Below are 23,683 nucleotides of genomic sequence, written 5' to 3'. Positions count from 1 at the left end.
CCCGTCAAGTTTATTTGTCATCTCAATAACGAAGAATTCCTCTATTCATATGTGTCCAACTACATGTTTGTCTAATAAGTGAATCATCAGGTGATTCGTCGGCATACCCTTTTAATGTATACGCAGCCAACAAGTGTTTAACTTCCTTGATAAAATCAATCTTATCCACATAAATCTCTCGTCTATTCTGGACTAAAGACAAAATAGCATCATGGTACCTGAATAGAGGAATAGGATTTTCGTATCCCATTTCAGCTGCAACCTTACCGGCTAAGGAAACTTGAATATCCGTAAAGAGATGGGCCAAATTCAATTGCTTAAGAAACTGTGAATAACTACTCTGAATTCGAATTCTTAATCCGTTATTAAAAAATAAATCTGTTCCCGTCTTCACATCAGAAATATTAGCTAAATGATGCCCTGCCGTCCACGATGCATCCCGTTTTGACGGTCCACAATCTGGAAACAATTGATAAAGACCACACGAATAAGGTAACGCCTGCTTCTTATTAACTAACGATCCAATCGCACGCATCGCCACATAAGTCAGAATCTTTTCATTAATTAAGCGATTCACAAAATTCGTGGTGGTGTACTTACATAGTAAAATCCCCTTATGTTTATCAAAAATAATTGAACGTAACTCATCGCGTTTATCTCTAATATGATGAATATACAAAGTTGTTTCCATATTAACTTGATAATTATCCGTCACAATCCCATGTTCCGTGAAAAAATCATAATCTGTGACATCAATAATCGGATGATTCTCCAACAATGTCCGCCAATATTGCGCACCAACCGATAATAACCGTGTTTCCGGATAATCAATAATCTCCTCAAAATCCTGTTTTGCCTCTTCTTCCCAACTCAATAGCCCTTACTCCCTTTCTTACTTCCAATGTGATCAACAACTTGATTAATGTTACAGATTTAATCGCCCACAATCTTGTGTGAACTTAAGTGTAATTATTAAGTTTATCTTAAGAAAACAATAAGTCTAGACTTTACTGGTAAAACCTCATCAAAAACCCATAAATAACATGATTGCGTCGGGTGTTTTCTGTCTTACTATCTTCGTATGCTAATTAAGAACCTTGGCCAAGGGATCCTAATTAATGAAGCGGAGTTAAAACCACATGACAAATCAAATCAACGAAGGCTTAACCTTTTTACTAGAAAATAACCGAGAGAAACTTATCTTCGGTGTCTTAAAAAAAATGACCCTCAATCAGTCACATCCTTCATATGATGATTTCGTACAGGAAGCACGATTAGCATTCAGTGCCGCTTATGATCATTATCCTAAAAGTATTGAAGCCAATGAACAATCTTTTATGGTTTACGCGTATCAACGAGTTTACTGGCGGCTACTAGATTTAATCAACCGTCAATCGAATCAACAGATCCATTTAGAACCAACAGGTAACGATTCTGTTGATATAACGGATTCCATCATCGACCTCACATTACAGACTCAAGATACGATTGCTGAAAAACTATTCACCGAGCAACTTTTTAAGACCTTGTACGATTTATGTTCTAACGTTGAACAACATTATCTGGTAGATTGTTACATTAGACATAAGTCAGTCACCGAAATTGCTGCAAGTCACCATGTCAGTCGACAAGCTGCCTATAACTGGCGTAATAACGTTGGTAAAAAAGCCTTACTAGTCATCGCCCAAATGAATCAAGAATAAATTTACCGATTTACTTTACAAACTACCTAGTTGATTCTTTATTATCTATGTAAGGCGTCGCGGCACTTATCAAATATAGCAACATGGAGGAGAACATAAATGAGTAAAACTTGGGTAAAAACAAACGTTATCGTTGAGGGATTAAGTACTGACGGGGTTGAACGTAAACGTTCATTCGCTAATATTACTGAGAATGCCTCTAACGAAGCAATTGCACAACTTGGCGCAACCGTCGCTTCATTAACAGGCGACAATACCGTTAAGATGACTATCCGCACAGAATCAAGTATTTTAGCTTAATTAAAACTAAGGGGGAACTAATATGAAACAATTAGATTTAGCATTTAAAAATGAAGCAGGTAAAACACGTCACATGAAACTCCGTTACGTCAATACGGATTTAGATCCAGCCACCGTTAAGAAAGCCATGGAAGAAATTACGGGTTCAGATTTATTCCATCGCGATAACGAAAAAATGTTTGTGACACCACTTTCAGCACAGTTTGTTGAAACGATTGAAACACCAATTTACAAGAACGACTTAGTCTAACATTGGAGGCCAACTTAATTGTTGGCTTTTTTTGTACCCTCATAATGGCTATCCATTGCGTTTCATCATGATATTCGCTATGCTGAATTTAAGCAGTTATTGGATGGGAGTAATACATATGAATAAAACAGCTAACAAAAAGATGACCTTTTTTACCGTTTTTCTACTTGGTATTAATGGCATCATTGGATCAGGGATATTCTTACTGTCCGGTCAAATATATAACGATATTGGTGCTTTTAGTATTTTCACAATCATTCTTGCAGCGTTGGCTGTTACAATGATTGTGCTTTGCTACGCCACATTAGCCAGCAAGTTTTCAGAAGACGGTGCCGCTTGGCTATACGCTTATAATGCGTTCGGTAAATTCACTGGCTTTCAAGTCGGTATTTTTACTTGGGTCTTAGGTGTCGTCACATTATCTGCCGAAATTGCCGCCTTGCTGACCGTGCTTAAAATGCTCTTTCCGGCGCTGCAACAAGCACCTATTTATAATTTAACAGCTATTATCTTAGTCGTTATTTTAGGAATCATTAATTATTTTGGAACAGCAATTCTCGATTTCGCGGATAATTTATCTTCTGCGGCGAAGGTCTTCATTATGCTACTCTTTATCATTGCCGGCGCTTTATTTGTTAAAAGTGGTCATTTTACGCCAATGATACCAGCTGATGTTCAAGGTGGCACCCAACTCTTTACGAGATTCAATGCCGCATTTGGCGTGATCTTTTATATGTACACCGGTTTTTCATTCTTACCAATTGCTGCAGCCAAGATGGATAATCCCGAAAAGAATATTCCAAAGGCATTATTAAACGTAATTGCAACGGTGACGTTACTCTATGCGTTACTTCAAACAGTTGCCGTTGGCATTCTTGGACCAAAACTTGGTACATCTTCACTACCAATTGCTGAAGCGTTCAGAAGTATTTTTGGTGAATGGGGCTACACTGTCATTATTGTAGGGATGATTATTTCAATTCTTGGTGTCGCAATCTCAGTTTCTTTTAATACACCAATCGTTGCCGCTTCTCTAGCGAATGAGCACCAATTATTACCAAAAATTATTGGTAAACAAAGCAAGCACAATACGCCATTTGTGGCAATCATCGCCACCTCCGTTACAAGTATCTTATTGCTACTCAGTGGTAGCTACTTGTTCTTGGTTTCATGTATTGTCTTCGCCTCATTTGTTCAATATGTGCCAACTATTTTGGCCACATTTAAGTTTAATAACGATCCAAAGTTACCAAAAGGCTTTAAACTTCCCGGTGGTCCGATTATCCCAAGTATTGCGTTAATTGTATCACTATACTTACTACTCAGCTTCACCTGGAAGATTATCTTATTTGGGATTATTGTTCTAGTCCTAGGTTCTTTATTATATTGGTTTGATAATCGAAAAAAATAGACCTTAGTTTTGAAAGTTATAGTTGTAGTACACTTTCAAAACTAGGTCTATTTTTCTATTAAATTTTGTAGATAATCGTGACTTTCAAGCATTTCACGACAATCATTTTGATCTGCTAAATCAATCTCGTAAATTGAAGTCGCATCAGGGTTCATTAAGGAATAAGCCCGTTCCCAGTCAATTTTCCCTTTACCTAATGTCAAACTGTCATGAAATTCACCCATTGAATCGACCAAATGATAATGAACAATGTTTGGCATTAATCGTTTTAAACTTGCTTGTAAATCAGCGTTACTTCCCGACCGCTTGATAAATGCATGGGATGTATCAAACGCTAACCGATAACCTTTTTGAAGAATAAATCGGTCCATCTCTTCAGAACCAAAATAAAATAAATCTGAAATAGAATTCTCAAACATAACGTTATTTTGACCATATTTTTGGTAATAGTCCATCCGATTAAACAATGCCGATTGTGCTTCATCAAAATTAGCATACTCTGCAATAATTGTTGGTGTTTGCTGGTTATACGAACCATGTATCAAAACTTGAATTGATTTATCTTTCGCTAGCTGAATTAACGTCTCTGTGCTCTCTCTAACGAATCGATATAAGTTAGGATCAGCTACTTCAGAAACATCTAGCTCAACAGATTGCTCCCCAACCTTCATTGGATGATGCAATACGATTTTCTTCGTTGTATCTTTTACTTCATCAATTTCATCCGATAATCGTTTTAATCCATCGCCAGAGACATCAAATTCGTTTATATAAAATTCAAAGACATCCGGTTGATGTTGTAAACGATCGTGAAGTTGAATCGGTTCCGTTCCTGCTTTTAAGCCTAGTGGAATTGTCATTCGAATCATCTCCTCAGTGCTATGTTAGCACGAAAGATGGGATAAATAAAAAAGAACAACTTTTAATAATTCGATAAATCAAATCATTAAAAGTTGACCTATATTATACTTCTATTTTAGCCATGAATTCATGAAGCGTATCTTGCCAGGTCGGAATTTTAAAACCAGTAGCCTTCACCTTATTTAAATCCATAATCGAATGTCTAGGGCGGTATGCTTTCTGCGGATATTCCTCAGACGTTACCGGACTAATTTCGACTGGTTTATTCTTTAAAATTTCACTAGCAAATTCATACCAAGTACAAGAACCATCATTTGATAGTTGATATAAGCCAAATGGTACATCCGTTTTAATAGCGTATGTCATAAATTCAGCCAATGTCCGGGTCCAAGTTGGACGACCATATTGGTCGCTAACAACGGTCAAATGATCATGTGTCTTAGCTAGATTCAACATTGTATAAACAAAGTTTTTACCATATTCGCCAAAAACCCATGAAGTCCGAATAATATAATATTTACTCATTATCTTAGCAACGGCTTCTTCACCGGCTAATTTTGAGCGACCATATTCATTTTTTGGCGCGGTTGGTGTTTCTTCCGTGTACATTTGGTCATTTGTTCCATCAAAAACGTAATCCGTACTAATATACACGAGTGTTGCCCCAACAGACTCAGAAGCCCTAGCAACATTTTGAGTTCCTAACACATTAACCCGCTCATTAGTTGATTTACCAGGTTCTTCCTCCGCGGCATCAACCGCCGTATATGCGGCGCAATGATACACTACTTCTGGACGATTCTTCAAGAAATAATTGTTAACCGTCTTTGTGTCAGTGATATCTAACTCCTTAGAACCAACACCCGTATATTCAATTTGCTGGTCATCCAGTAAATGACTTAATTCCGTTCCTAACTGACCATTTATGCCAGTAACTAATATTTTCATAGCTTTTTCCTTACTATTTAAAATTAATTTAGATTGTTCTTCCTCTAATTTTAATCCATATTTTTTTAACATCATTTAATAACGCCTTATCCGTGTAAAGTAATATTAATGAGCTTAGGACAATTAACGAAACACTTCTCACGACCATCCTAAAGAATACGCTTTGTATTTCTATTGGAATAAGCAGTCCGATTATCGTAATTCCAATAAATAATAAATAACATGGATACTCCTTCTTAAATATTAATTTCAAATTTAGTTCATCCTTTACATAATAAAGTCGTGACAAGTACACTCCGAGTTCAGCAAGAACTAATGCCATGGTTGCCCCAATTGCATTATATATCGGCGCTAAAACAAATAAAAGAACAATATCTAATACTGCACCTATTACAAGAGGGATTGTATATTTTTTGTATTCTCCTTTTGATAACGTATACTGATTACCAAAAACCCCTCCAACAGAAATAAACACAATAATTAAAGCCGATAACATCATACTGGGAATCATAGGCTTAAACGCGGGCCCAAAAAACCATGGTACAAAATCAACGCTGTTCACTATTATTAAGGATGTGAACAATAACGAAACAATTGTGGTGTATTTCAAAGATTTGTTGAACAAATATATCATTTTTTGGTTTTCTCCAGAGCTTCGTAACTCGACAAGTTTGGGCATCAACACAACACTCAGAGACACTACAATGGCCAGAATAATTCGCGCTATCTTTTGCGCTTGCGAATAATAAGCCAACTGCTCGGAACCTGATAAACTCCCCACGATTGGTTTATCCAGATTGGAATATACTTGGACTACCGCTTGGGATAATATCAAACGCATTGATTCTGACAAATATTCATTGTTAATTCTTATTTTTAACTTAGCATGTCCAAATCTAATATATTTTTTTAATGGTATAAAAAATATAATATTAGAAAAAAACATCCCTAAACTATTTATTAAAATGTATATCATATAATCATCGCTAGATTTAACAAAATAAAAAATAAGGAAAACGGAGATAATTTTAATTATTGTGTTCCTTAACACAACATTTTTTACTTCCCCAATACCAATATAAAACCAAGAAATATCGAAACTAAATGCCAATAGTAAAGGTAAATATATTATCAATGAAACCATATCAGATACGATATAAAACCAAATAATGGCAATAATGGTTATTGGTACCGTGGCAAGGATTTGAATAATCCATTCATCAAAAAAAACCTGTTTACGATCTTTTTGAGGGGTTTGCGCCATCACTTTAACACCCTGTTGATTTTTTCCAAACATTATAAATGAGCCCAGAAAAAGTATTATAGCAGAAAAATAACTATAATCACCTATATAGTGTACCCCAAGGGTTCTGGATACATATGGAATAGTAATTATAGGTATTAATATAATAAACACTTGGTATAATGCATTATATATTATGTTACTTGCTAATTTTTTCAAACTTCTCTGCCCCTATTTTGAAAAACACGATTTATTTTTAATACCAATGTTATTAAATTTAATTTATCCATAATCCTTTTAATTTTATTTTTCATTGATAAATTTTTATATTTAACATTTTCACTCATATTTTTTTCTATTTTTACTTTAATTACTTTCATATATTTTTGTCTCACATCTTTTTCAGATATCAAAATTTTTTTATATTCCTGGAATAAATTACTAAAAATAAAATTGTCCTTTAATTTCAGTAATTTTTCATTTTCAGGTATTTTTTTTAAATATGTAACCAATTCATTATTATTTATAATAATATTATCTACATCAATGGGATTTACTTTATGCACTAATGACTCCTCATGCTGTACATAGTTATAATATCTTTCATTTAGTATATATATTTCGTGTGCATTACCAAGTATTTTAAATGCTGTTGCCCCATCCTCCTTTGTCCTTCCTGAAGGAAATATCCCCCCAATATAATATTCATCTATATACGTTTTTTTGAATATTACGTTTCTTCCGATTGGTCCGATTTCCCCACTTAAAAACATTTCGAGCGCCTCCATACCCGTATATATTCCTTGCGGTCCTTTCTCTTGTCCACTATATTCTAGCTTTTCTCCATTTTTGTTAACAAAATTAAATCCTGATAAAACAATATCAATTGTTTCATTTGTAAAAACATTTAGAAGACCCTCAATCATTCCTTCTTCAAAATAATCGTCCGCGTCCAAGAACATTATGTACTGTCCCTTAGCGTACTTTAATCCATTATTTTTAGCCTCAGCCGATCCGGAATTTTTTTGTTTAATAATTTTTATACGCTGGTCTTCTTCTAAATTATATTTATAAAGCGTTTCATCCGTTGAACCGTCGTCAACTATTATTATCTCGAAACAAGGCTCCGTCTGTTCTAATAGACTACCTATACATTTTCGTATAGTTTTCTCTGAATTATAATAAGGAATTACTATGGACACAAGTGTTCTTTCGTTCATTTGGTTGTCTCCTTTCATCTGGTATCTTTGTAAGTTATCATTGCCCATTTTTAGCATAGTTAGCTTCAACTGCATCCTTCTCAGTTTTCCACCATGATTCATTATTTCTGTACCAGTCAATCGTATCTTGTAAACCAGATTTAAAATCAGTAAACTCTGGCTTCCAACCGAGTTCTTCACGTAATTTTGATGAGTCAATTGCATAACGCAAATCATGTCCAGGACGGTCTTTAACGACGTCATAGGCATCCTTAGATTGACCCATTAATTCTAAAATCAATTCTAACACGGTTTTATTATCTTTTTCACCATCCGCACCAATTAGGTAAGTATCACCGATTTGACCTTTAGTTAAAATTGCCCAAACTGCACTTGAGTGGTCGTTAGTATGAATCCAATCACGCACATTTTTACCAGATCCATACAACTTAGGACGAATTCCACTTAAAACGTTAGTAATTTGTCGAGGAATAAATTTCTCAATATGTTGATAAGGACCATAGTTATTAGAACAATTAGAGATAGTCGCTTGTAAATTAAATGATCGTACCCATGCACGAACTAATAAATCAGAACCAGCCTTTGTTGACGAGTAAGGGCTACTTGGATTATAGCGCGTTTCAGGCGTGAATTTCTCACCTTCGCCCTCTCCATGTCCTGGTAAATCTTCGCGTAACGGTAAATCACCGTACACTTCATCAGTTGACACGTGATGGTAACGGACATTATATTTACGACAAGCCTCTAATAAAGTATATGTCCCAATAATATTTGTCTGTATAAATGGAGAAGGGTCCTTTAAAGAATTATCATTGTGACTTTCTGCAGCGTAATGAACTACTGCATCAGTTTTGCTGACAAGTTCGTCGACAAGTTCAGCATTAGTGATATCGCCGACTACTAGTTCAACACGGTCAGCAGGTAGCCCGGCTAAATTTTCTTTATTTCCAGCATAAGTCAATTTATCTAATACTGTAATATGAATATCCGGATGATTGTTGACCACATAATGAACAAAGTTAGATCCAATAAATCCAGCTCCGCCTGTTACGATAATATTTTTCATTTTAGCTACCTCTCCTATTTAGATTTCTCCGTATACGAACGGATTATCTTTTTCAAACTCCGTAAACGTTGGTTGTGCTGCATCTTTATCGGATGTAATTGCTTGATCAAAATCAATGGGCCAGTCAATATTTAATTCTGGGGTTTTAAATGAGATTCCACCATCCGCGGCCGCATTATAATAGCCATCGCACTTATAAAGAAAATTAACATTGTCGGTTAACGTCACAAACCCATGAGCATAACCTTTCGGTACCAATAATTGACGGTGATTACTTGCAGAAAGAATGTACCCTTCCCACTGTTTATAAGTAGGTGAACCTTTACGGACATCTACAATAACGTCCAACACGGCACCCGTTACAACACGAATTAATTTTGTTTGTGCAGCTTCTCCACGTTGAAAATGTAACCCTCTTAAAACACCAGCTTGTGTTGATAGTGATTGGTTATCTTGAATAAAATCAATATCAATGCCGGCCTCTTTAAAATCTTTATCCGAATATGATTCTGTAAAAAAACCACGATTATCGCCAAATACTGCTGGCTCGATAATTTTAACATCCTGCAACTTCGTAGTAGTGACTTTTAATTTTCCCATTTCTATTTATCCTCTTCCACTAGTCGTAATAAATATTGGCCATAATCATTTTTCTTTAATGGCTGCGCCAGTTCAATTACTTTTTCTTTATTAATGTAGTGCATTCGATAAGCAATTTCCTCTAAACATGCTACCTTTAAATTTTGTCGTTTTTGTACCGTCGCAATAAAGCTACTTGCTTCTTGTAATGAATCATGTGTACCTGTATCTAACCATGCAAATCCACGTCCCATTAGTTCGACATCTAGTTGCCCTTTTTCTAAATATGCTTTATTAATATCAGTAATTTCAATTTCACCACGAGGCGATGGCTTTATATTTTTGGCAATTTCTACTACTTGATTATCATAAAAGTATAATCCTGTGACAGCATAGTTACTAGCCGGATGTTCGGGCTTTTCAATAATTGATTTAGCCTTCATGTTCTCATCAAAATCAACGACGCCGAAGCGTTCTGGATCAGTTACGTGATAGCCAAAGACAGTTGCCCCAACCTCTTTTTGCGCCGATTTTTGGAGTAGCTTAGACAAACCGCCACCATAATAAATATTATCGCCTAAAACTAGACAAACTGAATCTTGCCCAATAAAATCTGCGCCAATAATAAATGCCTCGGCCAATCCATTGGGTTCTTTTTGAACAGCATATTCAATGTTTAATCCTAAGTCATGTCCGTCACCAAATAGTTCTTCAAATCGTGGTGTATCAGACGGCGTTGATATAATCAATATATCTTGTATACCGGCTAGCATTAGCGTTGACAATGGATAATATATCATTGGTTTATCATATATTGGAATTAACTGCTTTGATAACGCCCGAGTAATTGGATATAAACGCGTACCTGATCCACCCGCTAAAATAATGCCTTTCATTTGATTATCTCCCTTGCTCATTTTATAGTAATATCAATCTTCGTTATTAATTTGTTTCCAAATATGTTCGCTGTTATTTTTTAAATTAAATTCATTAAAATAAATATTCATCTTTTTCCTTACTTCGGGAAGATAAACATCCTCATTATTACTTAGGATCATATTTTTTAATCTGTCAATATCCATAACAATTGGTCCGACCACTTGATTTTCAAACTTTCCATAAACCCCTCTATCATTATTTATATAATAATTTTTATCATATAAATAATGCACAACCGGCTTATCTTGTAGAATAAAGTCTACGTAAATACTTGAATAATCAGTAATTAATACATCTGCAAGAAGTAACAGTTCTTGCGTATCCACAGATTGTGGAATTTCTTTTATATTTGAATACTCAAACTTATTTTTATTAATTTTCTGTTTAAAATGTTGCCTCTCGATAATTACTTTTCCACTCTTCATTAAACTTTCATTAAAAATACTTGTCTCTTCCAGAAATGAAAAATTATTAATTGAATTTTCTCTGTAAGTTGGCATATATAGTATAACCTTCTCATCATTTTTTAAATTCAGTTCATTTCGTAATTTATCTCTTATATTATTTTTTTTTGTCTGTGAAATCTCAAAAATATCGTTTCTTGGCTGGCCCGCCTCGATTAACTGGGTATCTTTTATTCCCCAATACCTAAATGCACTTAAATACCGTGCACTCTCAATTTTTGATGACGTTACATAATAATCATATTTTTCATGATGATTATTATAGTTTCCCTTATCAAAAGGCACGTCGGCAACAATTTTTTTCACAGGAAAACCATGCCACAACTGAATTAATTTACTTCCGCCAGTAATATTCAAGGAAACCACATCCCTGTATGAATGGGTAACAAATACGTATTTTGCTTTCAAAATAGTAAAAAACGCCTTTACTGATCCTTTTTCTATAAAAATATTTTTGCTTTTCAAAACTGTCTCTTCTAATTTCTTTGAACCAATCCAAACACATGTATATTCCGGATCTATACGAGTTATATAATCAATCATTGCCTTTGAATTATCAGAAAACCGCTCGCCATCCCATGCGCCAAAAACGACTAGCTTATTATTTTTAGGAAAAAAACTACTAATAAATTTTACACATATATTAATAACCATCTTTATCTTACCCAATAGTCCCACTGCCTTTCTTGGTCGTCTCTATTCTAGTGTCTACTGAACTAATAGCGACTAAGTATACGATGAGATATACATAAGTGATCATAAAAAATGACCACGAAAAAAAGGCCATAAACGCGGCGTACATGTAGAACGAATAGAAAATGATGTAATATTCGTTTTTTTGAAGTGACTTCATATAAATCCATCCGCAAAAAAAACCGACTATTATCATATACATTACGATTCCTAGAACACCAAAATCAAGATATGGTTCTTTTAAAAAACCATATACATTAAATTGTCCTCTTTGTGCAAACACTAAATGATTTTTTGGCCCTATTCCTAAAACCGAGAATACTTTATTTAAAGGCTCTATTGCTTGTACCCCGTTACCTTCCCAAGGTCTATGCGATATCCATTTATCAAACGCAACCAGTGGGTATCCTATATACTGCGTTATATAATTATTTGGACTAAGCAAAGATGTTGCCGCTCCCGACATTGATCTCAACGAACCAATTAAAAATATCAGTACTACGGAAGCCACCACTAAAAGCAACGTTTTCATTTTATTATAAATCTTTTTTATTCCAATATTTAAAGATTTTTTCTTTTGTGATTTCGCAAAAATAATTGCGAAAGGTATTATTGTTATCATCAAATCAGTCCTGGATAACGTTAAGAATGAATTAGCCAGGCTGCATCCAAGTAAAAGATATATAAAATATTTGTTTATCTTTTTTACTTCATTTAAATATTCATACCATAAAGTGGCAGTTCCAAATAGAAGAAAATACTTGCCATATTTTATTATAAACGGTGTGCTATCAATGGTATCAATATATACTTCTCTCACAGAATTCCCGTAAGTGCTGCTAGTTCCTAAATTTTTGAAATAAAATATCGCATATACGAAACTTATTAATCCAAATAAAATACCAGCATAAATTAAAATTCTATTACTTTTCACATAACTTACTTTCTGCATATTGCCATGTTTTAATGCTAAGGAACGATTAAATATGACACTTATTAAAAACGAGAGCGTAAAGATTATTGTTGCCGCCATAAATGTCCCTATAGTTAAGGCTGAAACAGCATTAAGTGGTCTAAAAATAAAATAAAACAGGTAGTAAGAAACAGTTAAAGGACCTAAAAAAAACATTAACGGATTCATAAAATTTTTATTTGAGACTGAAAATACAAATGCAATAAAAAAAAGAATGGTCATAACTAATAAGGCACTTAATTCAATCATATTTACTCAGTACCTTCCTTCTTTATTTGGTACATTTTTCCCTTTTTATAATCATTTTTTGCCTTTTTAATAAACCGAAGTTTATCCATTTTATCTCTTTCAAACAACAAAATAGACACATACTGTTTAAGTATAGATAACTGCTTACTCTTAAATTTAATTAATCCCTGAAATACATTCGGATATTTATCAATTAAGTACAGCCTATTCCTAAATATATAATAATTTCTAATTGGGGAATGCTCATATATACCTAATAAGTTTTTGGGTCTATTTCCTAATTGTTGGAACAAAAAAACATTATTCATCTGATATATCATTTCATTCGCTTCAGCCAATTTAAGACAAAAATCTCTATCCACGCCATCAATAAATAATTTTTCATCATAACCATGTAATGTATTAAAATAACTAATATCGATTACCGTACCCGACGTAATCGCAAATTTAATTGTTTTTAGTTTTTCTGGATAAGTCTGGCTCTCGCCCTCGAAAATTACATTACACGAAAATACTTTTTTATAACTATTTCCATTAATTATATCTTTTAATTTATTAATTCCTTTTTTTTCAATCTTACTGTCTTGATCTAACATTATCATATAATCCATCGACTCTTTTTCAGCAATCTTCATCATATTATTAAAAGGAATTGATATTCCTTCGTTTTTACCATTAAAAAAATACTCATAATTAGTTGTCTTTAGTATCTCCGTTAGTTCTTCTTTATGTATTACGTCAGAATTATCATAAATATATACTTTATCAACGCTATTTATATATGTATTTATAAATTCCAATTCCCCTAAAGAAGGATTGTAAATAACAAGACCTACACAATAATTCATTTAGCTCCCCTTAATGATATTTTGCCTAAAATACCATTCTTAAAATCTTTCATCCCGTAAATACTAAATTCTATCTTCTCAAATTTATCTTTTTCACCGAAGACGATATTAAAAAGTATTCTTACGATTCCTTTTTTTAATTCTGATACAATTTGATGATTATTTTTATATTTTTTTTGAAGGTACAAATTATTTCTAATCATGTAGTAGTACCTATTATTTGTATGGTGAAGAACTTTAAACAGTCTGTTTATAACGTTATTTTTAATTTCTCCACCTACTCGTTGATCAAAAGAAATGCTCCCTATCATTAGTATTTTATAGCCTCTCGAAATTAAGTTATAACATATATCTTGGTCAACATAACCGATAAATAAATCTTCCAAATTCAATAAACCTTCCAAAAATTTCACCTTATAAAATGAACCCGATGTCATGCAAGACAATACATTTTTATTTTCATTAATATTTATCTTTGCTTGACTAGCTATCTCTTTGTTTGTATTTTTGTCAAAATATAATTTTCTATAATTGGGACAATAGATTGCGGTGTTATTCTGGCGTTCATTTATCATTTTATGTAACATTAAGTCTATGTTTTCATTTGAAAACTCGCTATCTTGGTCCATTGTTAATAAGATATCATAATCAAATTCTATAGATTTATTAAAAATTAAATTTAATGCACCAGACATTCCGTTATTTTCACCATTTTTATAATAATATTTAAATAGTTTACTGATTTTTTCTGAGACGGCATTATTGTCAACCGAATTATCATAAATTATTATATTTTTAGTATAACTTTCATACTTAAGAAGCCGTGCTATAACTTTTTCATCAGGATTAAACACAATTACGCCAATTCCAAATTTCAAATTATTTCTCCTTTGTGTATTGCTCATATATTTCTTTCATATTTTTATTAACGTTAGCTATATCATATTTTACGGCAGCATTTTTATTGTTAATTTTCATTTTTCCAAAAATTTCTTTATTATTGATTAACATTTTTATTCCTTTAGCAAATCCCTTATAATCGTTCGGAGAATAACTGTAACCAGTCACGCCATCAATTGAATAATCATTTATACCATTCACGTTTGATGTGATAATTGGGAGACCCGCAGCCATCGCTTCTATGGCCGCTAACCCTAATCCCTCTCTTTTTGATGGAAACACAAAGATGTCAGAATAAGACATAACTTCATCAATATCAGTCCTATAACCCAGTAGCTTCACCTTTTCGTTTAAATTCAATGTTTGAACTAATTCTCTTAGCTTTGTTTCTTCTTGACCTACACCACATATAAAATATACGATATCTAGTTCTTTCATGGTTGCCATGGCCCTGATAATTACTTCATGATTTTTTCTTTTCGATAACTCTCCCACTGATAATAAAATAGTAGTATCCATACCTAAACTAAATTCAATTCTAATTTTATTAAATTTTCCATTTTCACTTGTCATTCCGTACTTCCGGGTGTTAACCCCTACCCCCGGAATATAGTAGACTTTTTTTGAGTTCATTTTTTTTGCTCTTTTAAAATCTTCATTATTTATGGTAATAATTCCGTCGGTATATTTTGAAAAAAAGTACTCAATTGGATAAAAAATTACCCAATCTTTAAAAGAACCACCTCTAAAAAACTGAAACCCATGTGCAGTATAAAGAACGGGTACATTATTTTTTTTTGCGGATATTCTTGTAATTACACTCGCCAATGGAGAATGAGTATGGATAAAATCGTACTTATTATTCATTATTACCTTATTTAACTGCGAGTACGCCTTTAAATTACCGCTCACACTTCCAATACCTCTAGAGAAATCGATCTGGAAATATTTAATATTTTCTTCTTTAAAAAAATCAAACAATTTTTTTCTACGTTCATGACTCATCGGATCCACGTCAGTAAAATTTGCGGCCACATCTACCTTATATCCAAGCTCTATTAATATTTTCATATTTTCAATATTAAACTGGGCTAACATAGAACCCATGGATGCAACCATTAACATTTTTTTCACTTTTTATCCCTTTCCGTACGTAGAATACTCTCATCCAACAGAATTTTTTTTATATCTTTTTCTATATTAATAGTAGCTAGTTCATTTGAATAATATAATGTTCCGAATGCTTTTGTTAGTCTATCTCCCATACCACCTGGAAGACGTTTAGCCATTAGTAAGCACCTGCCCATCATTTTGGAAAACTTTGCTTTTTTTCCATGAGCCAATCTTATTTTTCTCATCATCTCAGAAGTATTTGAATACTCATTGTTTTGAGGAAATACAATTCCTGAGCTATTTTGTACTATTATATTTTGTAAATATATCAAAAAATTATCGATATACAACATAGAACGTCTATTCTCTATCTCAGGAAGTATGGGCATCATCAACGCAATTTTTCTTAATACGTTATAATTCCCCCTGGATCCCGGGCCATAAATCATAGGAGGTCTTATAATACTGATATTAAAGTTAGGTGATTGTTCCTTAAGCAATAATTTTTCTGCCGCCAGTTTAGATTTTCCATAATCATTTTTTGGTTTTGGAATCGTTTTTGCGTCGATACTCCCCTCGTCTAACCCGTATACCGACATACTACTAAGGAATATAAATTGACTCACTCCATCTTTTTTTGCCTTTTTAGCGACTTCTAAGGATAAATCCCTATTAATTTTGTAGTATAATTCAGAGGTTTGACGTTTTGAATGAACTATCGCCGCAACATGAATAACTGAGTCATATTTCCCAAAATCAACGTGCTTCCACTCGTCTTCATGAACACTAATTTCATCAACTTCCATATTCTCATGTCGTGCGTATGTCAGGAAACTATGACCAATATAGCTATTCGCACCCGTGACTAAAACCTTTTTAATCATCACTTTTACCTTCCTTTATGCCATCACTTTTCAAAACAGACATGATTGTTCCAAAAAATATTTTCACGTCTTCTGAGAAAGATAGAAGTTGTACATACTCACCATCACTTTTTGATTTTTCCTTAATTGATAGTTCATCTCTTCCACTAATTTGGGCTAGTCCAGTTAAACCGGGATAGATGTCATTAGCACTATACTTGTCGCGCTCTACTATGAGGTCTTTTTGATTCCACAAGGCGGGACGCGGACCAATAATACTCATTTGCCCAATCAAAATATTTACAATTTGAGGTAACTCATCGAGACTTGTCTTTCGAAGTATTTTCCCTGAACGCGTAATAAAAACATCTGGATCCTTTAACAAGTGAGTAGGTACGTCAGGCGTATCCGTTCGCATTGTTCTAAATTTTAAAATATTAAAATATGTTTTATGAATGCCTACCCTTTTTTGTCTAAAAAATACGGGACCTTTTGAGTCGAGCTTAACCGTAATCGCGATAAGCAAAAAAATAGGCGATAAAAGTACAAGGCCTATTAGCGAAACAACGAAATCAATTATTCTTTTAAAGAAATTTTTATACATTAACTTATACCTTCCGAATCAATTGACGGTTCACCATTATGAGTATGCGCATAACTAATAACCTCTTTCTTCAAGTCGGTTCCGGTTAACGATCTAACGCTCCTTACAAAACTCATAATATCATCAATTCTGTATGGTGTTACCTTACCTAAAAATATTTTTTCATAAACCTGTTCTTGCTGTTTCTCACTACTTACTAGCAACTCTTCATATAACTTTTCACCGGGTCTCATTCCTGATTCAACAATATCAATCTCATTTTGATTATAACCACTAAGCTTAATCATTTTACGAGCTAAATCAACAATTTTAACCGGTTTACCCATATCTAAGATAAATAGTTCTCCGCCTTTTGATAAAGTGCCAGCTTGGATTACAAGGCGACTTGCTTCAGGAATTGTCATAAAGAATCGTGTCATTCTAAGGTCAGTAACAGTAACCGGCCCACCTTTAGCGATTTGTTTCTTGAAGAGTGGCACTACACTACCGCGACTACCTAAGACATTACCAAATCTAACAACAGCGAATTTTGTATGTCCCGCCTCATTCAAGCTAGTTACGATCATTTCAGCAAGGCGCTTTGTTGCCCCCATTATATTGGGAGGGTTAACCGCCTTATCCGTTGAAATCATGACAAACGACTTAACGTTTGCATTCTTAGCGGCCTCTGCAACGTTTTTTGTCCCATAAACGTTATTTTTTATTGCCTCAGTTGGGTTCGCCTCCATCAATGGGACGTGTTTATGTGCCGCCGCATGATACACAAGATCCGGTTTATACTGCATCATTAACTCAAAAATATGATCACGATCCTGTACATCTGCAATAATTGGAACGATTTCTATCTTACCCGCGTAACGGTTTTTTAATTCTTGATGAATTAAATATATTGAATTTTCACCATGGCCTAATAAAATTAGACGTTTTGGATTAAATTTGCTAACCTGACGACAAATTTCAGAACCAATAGACCCTCCAGCACCCGTAACTAGTATTGTTTTACCAAATAACTTACTTTCAATTTTTGCCATATCCAGCTTTATCTCTTGGCGTCCGAGCAAGTCCACTACGTCAATATCGTGCATTCTTCTGGAATCACTATTATCTTCCAACATGTCCTCGAAACTCGACATTCGATTAATTTTAATTTTTAATGGATTTAAAATATCCAATAGTTTTTCATAATTACGAGGATCTAATGATGGAATAGCAATCGAAACCTGTTTGACGTCATAATTTTCAACTACTGCAGGAATATCTTCAAAAGTTCCTAAAACCTTTTTTCCCATCATCCACATTTTTTGTTTCTCAGGACTGTTATCAATATACCCTATAACATTCAAATCAGCATTATCTCTTTGAATTCTCTCCATTAATACTTCTGCGCCATCTCCGGCCCCAATGATTAATGTAGTAACTTGTGGCTTTGATTCTCCATTATTTAGGACATGCTCGACAAGATAGCGCCAAGCAAATCGGCTTCCACAAATAAAAAGTAAAGCAAACAAATATGCCAGTATTCCAAATCGAATACTGTAATTATAACTAATAAAAAAATAGACGATATTACTAATGACACCCGCAATCGTCGTCGCAACAAAAATTGCAAGCATTTCCTTAAAACTAGTGTAACGATTTATTTTTGAAAAAAGTTTCAATGAATAACCTACAACTAAATACAAAATTAAACCCACAAAACTAAATACTAACAATTCAGTATTATTAAAATTAATATACGGTTTTAAAAATAATATTGATAATAGAATTGAAACTATCCAGATTACACTATCCAAACCGGTTAAAATAACTTGTTTACTTTTTCGACTCACTTAGAATCCCTGCTCCCTTAAATTGTTATTTACTAATAACCTCTATTTATAATAGCCATAATAGCCACCGTAATAACCCGATTCATCACTACCTGAGACATCATTTAAAATTGTGCCAATTATCCTTGCATGTACGGTATCTAACAATTCTTTAGCTTTTACGACGGCACCTTTATTTGCAACGCCTTCTCGAACAACTAAGATTGTACCATCAACTTTAGTTGCCACAATCTGCGCATCGGTTACGGAAATTAATGGCGGTGTATCGATAATAACCATATCCATTTGTTCAGCAACAGCAGTCAATATAGCATCCATTCGTTTTGTGTTCAATAACTCTGAAGGGTTCGGCGGTGTGGGACCGGCCGGCATAACGTATAAATTTTCAATTGGCGTTTCTTCGACTGCTTTCGCAATATCAATATCTTTTTCTGTCAAACAATTTGTTAATCCCGTTTGGTTACTTAAACTAAACGTCTGATGTGCTGTTGGACGACGCATATCTGCATCAATTAACAATACTTTAAGACCTTGGTTGGCGTATGTGACGGCCAGATTTGTGATTACCGTCGATTTGCCTTCAGAAGGTCCCGAAGACGTTGCCATAATCACTTTCATCTCTTTATCAATACTTGAAAACTGAATATTTGTTCGAACAGTCCGAAATTGTTCAGCAATCGTTGACGTTGGCTGTGTAACTGTAATAAGCCCTATCCCGTTATCGATACTATCTGTCGACAACTTTTTCTCTTTTCTAAATAAGTTCATTTTATAACCCCTATTCGCTTAGTTTGTATGTTTGCGTACTCTTGGCGTTGATTGTCCAAATAATCTTTGACTCTTCTTCATTTCATCAATGTGATTGATCATTCCTAAATTTGAAAGTCCCAGATCCGTTAAAAAATCAACATTTTTAACAGTTTTATCGAACACCTCTAGCGCGATTGACATTGCAATTCCAAGAATTGCTCCAAGAATCAACCCCATAATAATGTTAATTTTTTTATTTGGTGATACGGCATTTGGCTTTGCGATTGCATCAGCTACAATTGTCACATTATTAACTTTCATAACTTTTTTTATTTTACTTTTAAAATTATCGGCAACTGAGTTAGCAATGTCTGCCGCGCGGTAAGCGTTCGTGTCTTTAACAGTTACGCTGAAAACTTGTGAATTTTCTTGATTTGAAATACTAATTTGATTTTTCAAATCGTCACTTGTTCCAGTAAAGTTATCTTTTTTAGCTATATCTTTTCTGACAGGATCCAGAACAATTTTATTTTGAATAATATCTTTGTAGGTATTAATCATCTGAACATCTGCCTGCTGTGCATTATATGCCATTCCTGCATTATTGTCCGTTTCCGTTCGGTTAACTAATATTTGAACAGTTACATCATATTTTGGTGTCATAAAAAAAATCGTCACAAGAAGCGCAAGTAATGCCCCAGTAAGCGTTAAACCACCAATTAGTTTAAGATGTTTCTTTAAAATATTAAATATTTGTTCAATATTGATTGATTCTTCCATGTGATATAAGTCTCCTAGTCTAATTCTAATTGTTTTCTGATCATTTGTGATACTTTCGTTACTTGTTCCGTTGGCACAACTTCATATGACACGCCATCAATCATCTGTGATTGACCTTGAAGTTGAATATCTTTAATTGTTCCAATGGCACTACGATACTTAGTTGCGATTGCCTTAATATCATCAAATTTCAAATCCGTTTTCATGTTACTCTCTAATGCACTCAAAATTGATTGATATTTTGTCACACCATTAATCGAAGCAATATTCTTACCCAATGCGGTTACGACTGAGCGTTGGCGCTTCTGACGCCCATAATCGCCATTTGGATCATTATGGCGCATTCTAGAAAATGCTAATACGTTTCCTTCGTTTAGCTCTATTTCACCCTTAGCATAGTCGTCAAAAGCGAATGGGTTGTTAACTGTAATCGGACCAACTGCACCCGTTATCTCTTCTAACCCTTTCATGTTCATTTGAATATAATAATCGATTGGAATATTTAAGTAGTTTTGAATGGTATCCATGGCCAATGAAACATCCCCATACGCATACGCGGCATTTAACTTATTCTCTGTCCCGTGTCCGGTAATTGGAATTTTCGTATCACGTGGCAAGCTCGTTAACGTTGTCATGTTCGTCTTAGGATTAATCGTTGCGACCATCATTGTATCTGATCGTCCTTGATCTGTTCTGCCATCCTCGCCCGTATCAACACCCAAAATTAGAACTGAAAAAGGCGCTTCTTTTTTAAGTGATACCGTACCCGTTGTTCGCTTGTTTTTAACATTTACTTTTTGATATGTATTATCTACCACGTCTTTTGCATCCAGGTAGACCTTAGCCATTAAGCCCCCACCGATAACTAACAGTATGGCAATAACAACTCCAACACCAATCCCCCATTTTTTTGGTGTACTCATTCTTTTCTTCTTATGATGACGGTGTTTCTTGTGACTACCTTGTTGCTGACTTTTATCTTCGTCCATAATTAATTACCCCTAAATATTTTTTTAGATGTATACAATGACGCAATAATTCATTATACATGTTAGTATCCTTAAATGAAACTTAAAATGGATTGTTTAATCTTGTTGTCAACCAATAGGCTTTGATTTAACTTTTATTTCCGTTTTCAAAGCTTGACCAGCCTACTTTTTTAATTATACGTTAGATTTAACTTCTTTATATTTCATTTCTAATACAAAAAACGCATATAATAAGATTATACGTTTTTCAAATTATCTTTTATCAAAATTTATATTCATTTTTAACACACATTAGTATTAACATATTACATAGAAGATATATATCAATCTAATTTATTTTTACACCTTACTATCATTCTACCAACAGCCCACAAACTACTAACAACCCAAGTTAATACAACAATCAACAATCTCAATTTAGTGACCATTGTTGATTTATATCCAACGGTTAAGACATTTGTGTCCACGTTAGTAGACTGGATGGTCGGACTACCCATCGTTGATAATCTTATTTTCTTTGGATTAATCTTTTTTCCGTTTAGTTTAAGCGTTGATCCATTGTAAATAACAACCGGCAGAGATATAGACTCTCCTTTTTTTATTGCGTTCCAGCGAATGGTCAAATCGCCATGCTTATCTACCGTTTTATTGACCTTAAATTTATTAATAATCATATCCCTTTTATAGTCAACATAAGGATCTCTGCTTGTCACACGATTATTAGGTAAGTAATCAGGTGTCGCTTTCGTGACAAGGTCCAATCCTGCTCCTAACTTAGAACTGGTAAAGGCATGTGTAATCTGTTTGTTACTCATGCCTTTTATAACATTAACATTCTCAGCAGATGCCAGTGGTTGTTGATTGTTCCAAATTTGATTACTTTTATTTATTTCTGAATAGGCTTGTACTCCGATAGAAAGACTACCAGCTAATAATAAAAATTCACAATATTTCCTTGAATCCTTGAACGGTAAAGTTGATAAGGTTGCACCAAAACCAGCCAGTAATAACACCGAAGCAAATCCTTCAAACCGGCGGGGGAATTGTAAAAAGCGTTGCAATTGCGGAATGACAGCCGCTATTTCAGTCCACGGCATAATATTGGAAGCTAAAATTAAAAATAATAATCCTAGAATTGTTACGACTTTATTGGTTAAAGGTAATTGATCCCTTTTCATAAATAACCAAAGAATTTGTAAGACAAAGATAATGCTTATGACTAAGCCTATTTGAGTTAATGTTGGATCTCCCGCTGATAAGTTCATGGTCGACTCTGCCATGTCGGGATTGTCATATGGTGGATATAACTGGTTTTTCGTCATAACGTCTAGCATGGCGCCCCAGACATTAAATGTTAGTACTAACGATAGTAAACTTGCCCAGATGCACTTTAGCACAAGTTGTCGTTTTTTATTCGTTTGTATGAAACCCACTATAAAAAATACTATTAAGACACCAATTGACATTAAGGCGCTCAACAAATGAACTTGGATCATCAATGAAACAACCAGTGCTAAGGGGATAATTCGTAAGTCTTCGGCATTATTCTTAATCATCTTTAATGCCATTACAACGACTAACGGCATTAAAGCAATACCCCAGGCCATAAAATTCTGTTCAGTCGACCAACGTGTAATCCATAAACTAGTCATGAAAAAAGTAGCCGTAAGCAGAGAAATCCGCTTAGTTGACGCCATCTCTCTAGATAAGATATACATTAAATAGCCGCTAATAAAAAAAATTAAGAAATTAGAAATAATCTGAAATTTTATCCAACTATGTACGATTAACAACAACCCACCTAAAAGATAGGCGAAACCGGGTCCATATAAGGCATTTACAATACGTCCTCCTTGTTGAAAACCGTAATTAGTTTGAAAATAACTAAAATTACCCGTTTTAAATTGCATGTAGGTATCGTATACACGATTAAAATGGAACAGGGAATCGGATCCTAAAACTAAACTATGATTAAGGATTTGAGGTAGTACCAACAATAAACTCACACTAAAAATAAGACTAAAGATTATTCCTTGATTTTTAAAATAGCTAAACTTATTTCCCAATAGATTAACTCCCAAAAATATTTATTTGCTTTTCTAATGACG

The 23,683-nt window shown here is 33.9% G+C and carries 24 protein-coding genes; 4 read left to right on the top strand and 20 right to left on the bottom strand.

Going from position 1 to position 23,683, the window contains the following annotated elements; translation table 11 throughout:
- Window positions 1-22 precede the first annotated feature (22 nt).
- Complete coding sequence (locus tag N0K73_RS03950; RefSeq protein ID WP_112250455.1) at window positions 23-874, bottom strand: competence protein ComK; 852 nt, start codon at window positions 872-874, stop codon at window positions 23-25.
- A gap of 265 nt (window positions 875-1,139) precedes the next feature.
- Between N0K73_RS03950 and N0K73_RS03945 the strand changes: the two genes are divergently transcribed.
- The 4 genes from N0K73_RS03945 to N0K73_RS03930 all read left to right on the top strand — a co-directional run bounded on the left by N0K73_RS03945 (window position 1,140) and on the right by N0K73_RS03930 (window position 3,664).
- Entirely contained in the window at window positions 1,140-1,703 is a 564-nt protein-coding gene (locus N0K73_RS03945) for a sigma-70 RNA polymerase sigma factor region 4 domain-containing protein (protein WP_112250457.1), read from the top strand.
- Window positions 1,704-1,802: 99 nt separating this feature from the next.
- Entirely contained in the window at window positions 1,803-2,003 is a 201-nt protein-coding gene (locus tag N0K73_RS03940) for a DUF1659 domain-containing protein (RefSeq protein WP_057974372.1), read from the top strand.
- 22 nt (window positions 2,004-2,025) lie between these two features.
- Entirely contained in the window at window positions 2,026-2,253 is a 228-nt protein-coding gene (locus N0K73_RS03935; protein ID WP_112250459.1) for a DUF2922 domain-containing protein, read from the top strand.
- 118 nt (window positions 2,254-2,371) lie between these two features.
- On the top strand, window positions 2,372-3,664 hold the full coding sequence (locus tag N0K73_RS03930; protein WP_225416490.1) for an APC family permease: 1,293 nt from the start codon (window positions 2,372-2,374) through the stop codon (window positions 3,662-3,664).
- Between the two features lie 47 nt (window positions 3,665-3,711).
- Here N0K73_RS03930 and N0K73_RS03925 read toward each other — a convergent pair whose 3' ends face one another.
- The 19 genes from N0K73_RS03925 to N0K73_RS03835 form a co-directional block, all read right to left on the bottom strand.
- Window positions 3,712-4,524, bottom strand: coding sequence for a sugar phosphate isomerase/epimerase family protein (locus N0K73_RS03925; RefSeq protein WP_112250461.1), 813 nt, complete (start codon window positions 4,522-4,524; stop codon window positions 3,712-3,714).
- A 103-nt stretch (window positions 4,525-4,627) separates the two neighbouring features.
- Window positions 4,628-5,473 (bottom strand): dTDP-4-dehydrorhamnose reductase, encoded by an 846-nt coding sequence (gene rfbD, locus N0K73_RS03920; RefSeq protein ID WP_112250667.1) that lies wholly within the window; start codon window positions 5,471-5,473, stop codon window positions 4,628-4,630.
- 28 nt (window positions 5,474-5,501) lie between these two features.
- Window positions 5,502-6,935: an oligosaccharide flippase family protein gene (locus tag N0K73_RS03915; RefSeq protein WP_112250463.1), complete on the bottom strand. Its 1,434-nt coding sequence runs from the start codon at window positions 6,933-6,935 to the stop codon at window positions 5,502-5,504.
- Complete coding sequence (locus N0K73_RS03910; RefSeq protein ID WP_181647384.1) at window positions 6,932-7,936, bottom strand: glycosyltransferase family 2 protein; 1,005 nt, start codon at window positions 7,934-7,936, stop codon at window positions 6,932-6,934. The genes N0K73_RS03915 and N0K73_RS03910 overlap by 4 nt, the downstream gene beginning before the upstream one ends.
- 37 nt (window positions 7,937-7,973) lie before the next feature.
- On the bottom strand, window positions 7,974-9,002 hold the full coding sequence (gene rfbB, locus N0K73_RS03905; RefSeq protein ID WP_112250467.1) for a dTDP-glucose 4,6-dehydratase: 1,029 nt from the start codon (window positions 9,000-9,002) through the stop codon (window positions 7,974-7,976).
- A gap of 18 nt (window positions 9,003-9,020) precedes the next feature.
- Complete coding sequence (gene rfbC / locus N0K73_RS03900) at window positions 9,021-9,602, bottom strand: dTDP-4-dehydrorhamnose 3,5-epimerase (RefSeq protein ID WP_112250477.1); 582 nt, start codon at window positions 9,600-9,602, stop codon at window positions 9,021-9,023.
- Window positions 9,603-9,604: 2 nt separating this feature from the next.
- The gene (gene rfbA / locus N0K73_RS03895) at window positions 9,605-10,477 is read right to left on the bottom strand and encodes a glucose-1-phosphate thymidylyltransferase RfbA (RefSeq protein ID WP_112250479.1); all 873 of its coding nucleotides are present in this window, start codon (window positions 10,475-10,477) and stop codon (window positions 9,605-9,607) included.
- 33 nt (window positions 10,478-10,510) lie between these two features.
- Window positions 10,511-11,638: a CDP-glycerol glycerophosphotransferase family protein gene (locus N0K73_RS03890; protein ID WP_146744982.1), complete on the bottom strand. Its 1,128-nt coding sequence runs from the start codon at window positions 11,636-11,638 to the stop codon at window positions 10,511-10,513.
- A gap of 7 nt (window positions 11,639-11,645) precedes the next feature.
- The gene (locus N0K73_RS03885; RefSeq protein WP_112250483.1) at window positions 11,646-12,899 is read right to left on the bottom strand and encodes an O-antigen polymerase; all 1,254 of its coding nucleotides are present in this window, start codon (window positions 12,897-12,899) and stop codon (window positions 11,646-11,648) included.
- 2 nt (window positions 12,900-12,901) lie between these two features.
- Window positions 12,902-13,747, bottom strand: a complete 846-nt coding sequence (locus N0K73_RS03880) for a glycosyltransferase family protein (RefSeq protein WP_112250485.1) — start codon at window positions 13,745-13,747, stop codon at window positions 12,902-12,904.
- Window positions 13,744-14,625, bottom strand: a complete 882-nt coding sequence (locus tag N0K73_RS03875; RefSeq protein ID WP_181647385.1) for a glycosyltransferase — start codon at window positions 14,623-14,625, stop codon at window positions 13,744-13,746. The genes N0K73_RS03880 and N0K73_RS03875 overlap by 4 nt, the downstream gene beginning before the upstream one ends.
- Before the next feature lies 1 nt (window position 14,626).
- Complete coding sequence (locus N0K73_RS03870) at window positions 14,627-15,772, bottom strand: glycosyltransferase (protein ID WP_225416497.1); 1,146 nt, start codon at window positions 15,770-15,772, stop codon at window positions 14,627-14,629.
- A gap of 5 nt (window positions 15,773-15,777) precedes the next feature.
- Complete coding sequence (locus N0K73_RS03865) at window positions 15,778-16,644, bottom strand: NAD-dependent epimerase/dehydratase family protein (protein WP_225416491.1); 867 nt, start codon at window positions 16,642-16,644, stop codon at window positions 15,778-15,780.
- Window positions 16,637-17,227 carry a sugar transferase gene (locus N0K73_RS03860; RefSeq protein WP_112250490.1) on the bottom strand — a complete coding sequence of 197 codons (591 nt, stop codon included), beginning with the start codon at window positions 17,225-17,227 and terminating at the stop codon, window positions 16,637-16,639. The genes N0K73_RS03865 and N0K73_RS03860 overlap by 8 nt, the downstream gene beginning before the upstream one ends.
- The gene (locus N0K73_RS03855; RefSeq protein WP_284068358.1) at window positions 17,227-19,056 is read right to left on the bottom strand and encodes a polysaccharide biosynthesis protein; all 1,830 of its coding nucleotides are present in this window, start codon (window positions 19,054-19,056) and stop codon (window positions 17,227-17,229) included. The genes N0K73_RS03860 and N0K73_RS03855 overlap by 1 nt, the downstream gene beginning before the upstream one ends.
- A gap of 42 nt (window positions 19,057-19,098) precedes the next feature.
- The gene (locus N0K73_RS03850) at window positions 19,099-19,824 is read right to left on the bottom strand and encodes a CpsD/CapB family tyrosine-protein kinase (RefSeq protein WP_284068612.1); all 726 of its coding nucleotides are present in this window, start codon (window positions 19,822-19,824) and stop codon (window positions 19,099-19,101) included.
- Window positions 19,825-19,842: 18 nt separating this feature from the next.
- Window positions 19,843-20,586, bottom strand: a complete 744-nt coding sequence (locus N0K73_RS03845; protein ID WP_284068611.1) for a YveK family protein — start codon at window positions 20,584-20,586, stop codon at window positions 19,843-19,845.
- A gap of 14 nt (window positions 20,587-20,600) precedes the next feature.
- A complete protein-coding gene (locus N0K73_RS03840) occupies window positions 20,601-21,575 on the bottom strand; it encodes an LCP family glycopolymer transferase (protein WP_112250498.1) in 975 nt (324 codons plus the stop codon).
- Window positions 21,576-21,898: 323 nt separating this feature from the next.
- Window positions 21,899-23,641 (bottom strand): putative glycosyltransferase family protein, encoded by a 1,743-nt coding sequence (locus N0K73_RS03835; RefSeq protein WP_112250500.1) that lies wholly within the window; start codon window positions 23,639-23,641, stop codon window positions 21,899-21,901.
- Between the last annotated feature and the right edge of the window lie 42 nt (window positions 23,642-23,683).

Origin of the sequence: Dellaglioa algida, from assembly GCF_030127605.1 — a bacterium.
Lineage (GTDB): Bacteria > Bacillota > Bacilli > Lactobacillales > Lactobacillaceae > Dellaglioa > Dellaglioa algida.
Note: the sequence above shows the minus strand (reverse complement) of the source record. Positions and strands in the feature narration are given on the sequence as shown.

What these genes read in the sequence shown, in the direction of transcription:
- N0K73_RS03945 (WP_112250457.1), top strand. Translation starts at nt 1,140, where the DNA reads ATGACAAATCAAATCAACGAAGGCTTAACCTTTTTACTAGAAAATAAC.
- N0K73_RS03940 (WP_057974372.1), top strand. Translation starts at nt 1,803, where the DNA reads ATGAGTAAAACTTGGGTAAAAACAAACGTTATCGTTGAGGGATTAAGT.
- N0K73_RS03935 (WP_112250459.1), top strand. Translation starts at nt 2,026, where the DNA reads ATGAAACAATTAGATTTAGCATTTAAAAATGAAGCAGGTAAAACACGT.
- N0K73_RS03930 (WP_225416490.1), top strand. Translation starts at nt 2,372, where the DNA reads ATGAATAAAACAGCTAACAAAAAGATGACCTTTTTTACCGTTTTTCTA.
- N0K73_RS03925 (WP_112250461.1), bottom strand. Translation starts at nt 4,524, where the DNA reads ATGACAATTCCACTAGGCTTAAAAGCAGGAACGGAACCGATTCAACTT.
- rfbD (WP_112250667.1), bottom strand. Translation starts at nt 5,473, where the DNA reads ATGAAAATATTAGTTACTGGCATAAATGGTCAGTTAGGAACGGAATTA.
- N0K73_RS03910 (WP_181647384.1), bottom strand. Translation starts at nt 7,936, where the DNA reads ATGAACGAAAGAACACTTGTGTCCATAGTAATTCCTTATTATAATTCA.
- rfbB (WP_112250467.1), bottom strand. Translation starts at nt 9,002, where the DNA reads ATGAAAAATATTATCGTAACAGGCGGAGCTGGATTTATTGGATCTAAC.
- rfbC (WP_112250477.1), bottom strand. Translation starts at nt 9,602, where the DNA reads ATGGGAAAATTAAAAGTCACTACTACGAAGTTGCAGGATGTTAAAATT.
- rfbA (WP_112250479.1), bottom strand. Translation starts at nt 10,477, where the DNA reads ATGAAAGGCATTATTTTAGCGGGTGGATCAGGTACGCGTTTATATCCA.
- N0K73_RS03890 (WP_146744982.1), bottom strand. Translation starts at nt 11,638, where the DNA reads ATGGTTATTAATATATGTGTAAAATTTATTAGTAGTTTTTTTCCTAAA.
- N0K73_RS03885 (WP_112250483.1), bottom strand. Translation starts at nt 12,899, where the DNA reads ATGATTGAATTAAGTGCCTTATTAGTTATGACCATTCTTTTTTTTATT.
- N0K73_RS03880 (WP_112250485.1), bottom strand. Translation starts at nt 13,747, where the DNA reads ATGAATTATTGTGTAGGTCTTGTTATTTACAATCCTTCTTTAGGGGAA.
- N0K73_RS03870 (WP_225416497.1), bottom strand. Translation starts at nt 15,772, where the DNA reads ATGTTAATGGTTGCATCCATGGGTTCTATGTTAGCCCAGTTTAATATT.
- N0K73_RS03865 (WP_225416491.1), bottom strand. Translation starts at nt 16,644, where the DNA reads ATGATTAAAAAGGTTTTAGTCACGGGTGCGAATAGCTATATTGGTCAT.
- N0K73_RS03860 (WP_112250490.1), bottom strand. Translation starts at nt 17,227, where the DNA reads ATGTATAAAAATTTCTTTAAAAGAATAATTGATTTCGTTGTTTCGCTA.
- N0K73_RS03850 (WP_284068612.1), bottom strand. Translation starts at nt 19,824, where the DNA reads ATGAACTTATTTAGAAAAGAGAAAAAGTTGTCGACAGATAGTATCGAT.
- N0K73_RS03845 (WP_284068611.1), bottom strand. Translation starts at nt 20,586, where the DNA reads ATGGAAGAATCAATCAATATTGAACAAATATTTAATATTTTAAAGAAA.
- N0K73_RS03840 (WP_112250498.1), bottom strand. Translation starts at nt 21,575, where the DNA reads ATGGACGAAGATAAAAGTCAGCAACAAGGTAGTCACAAGAAACACCGT.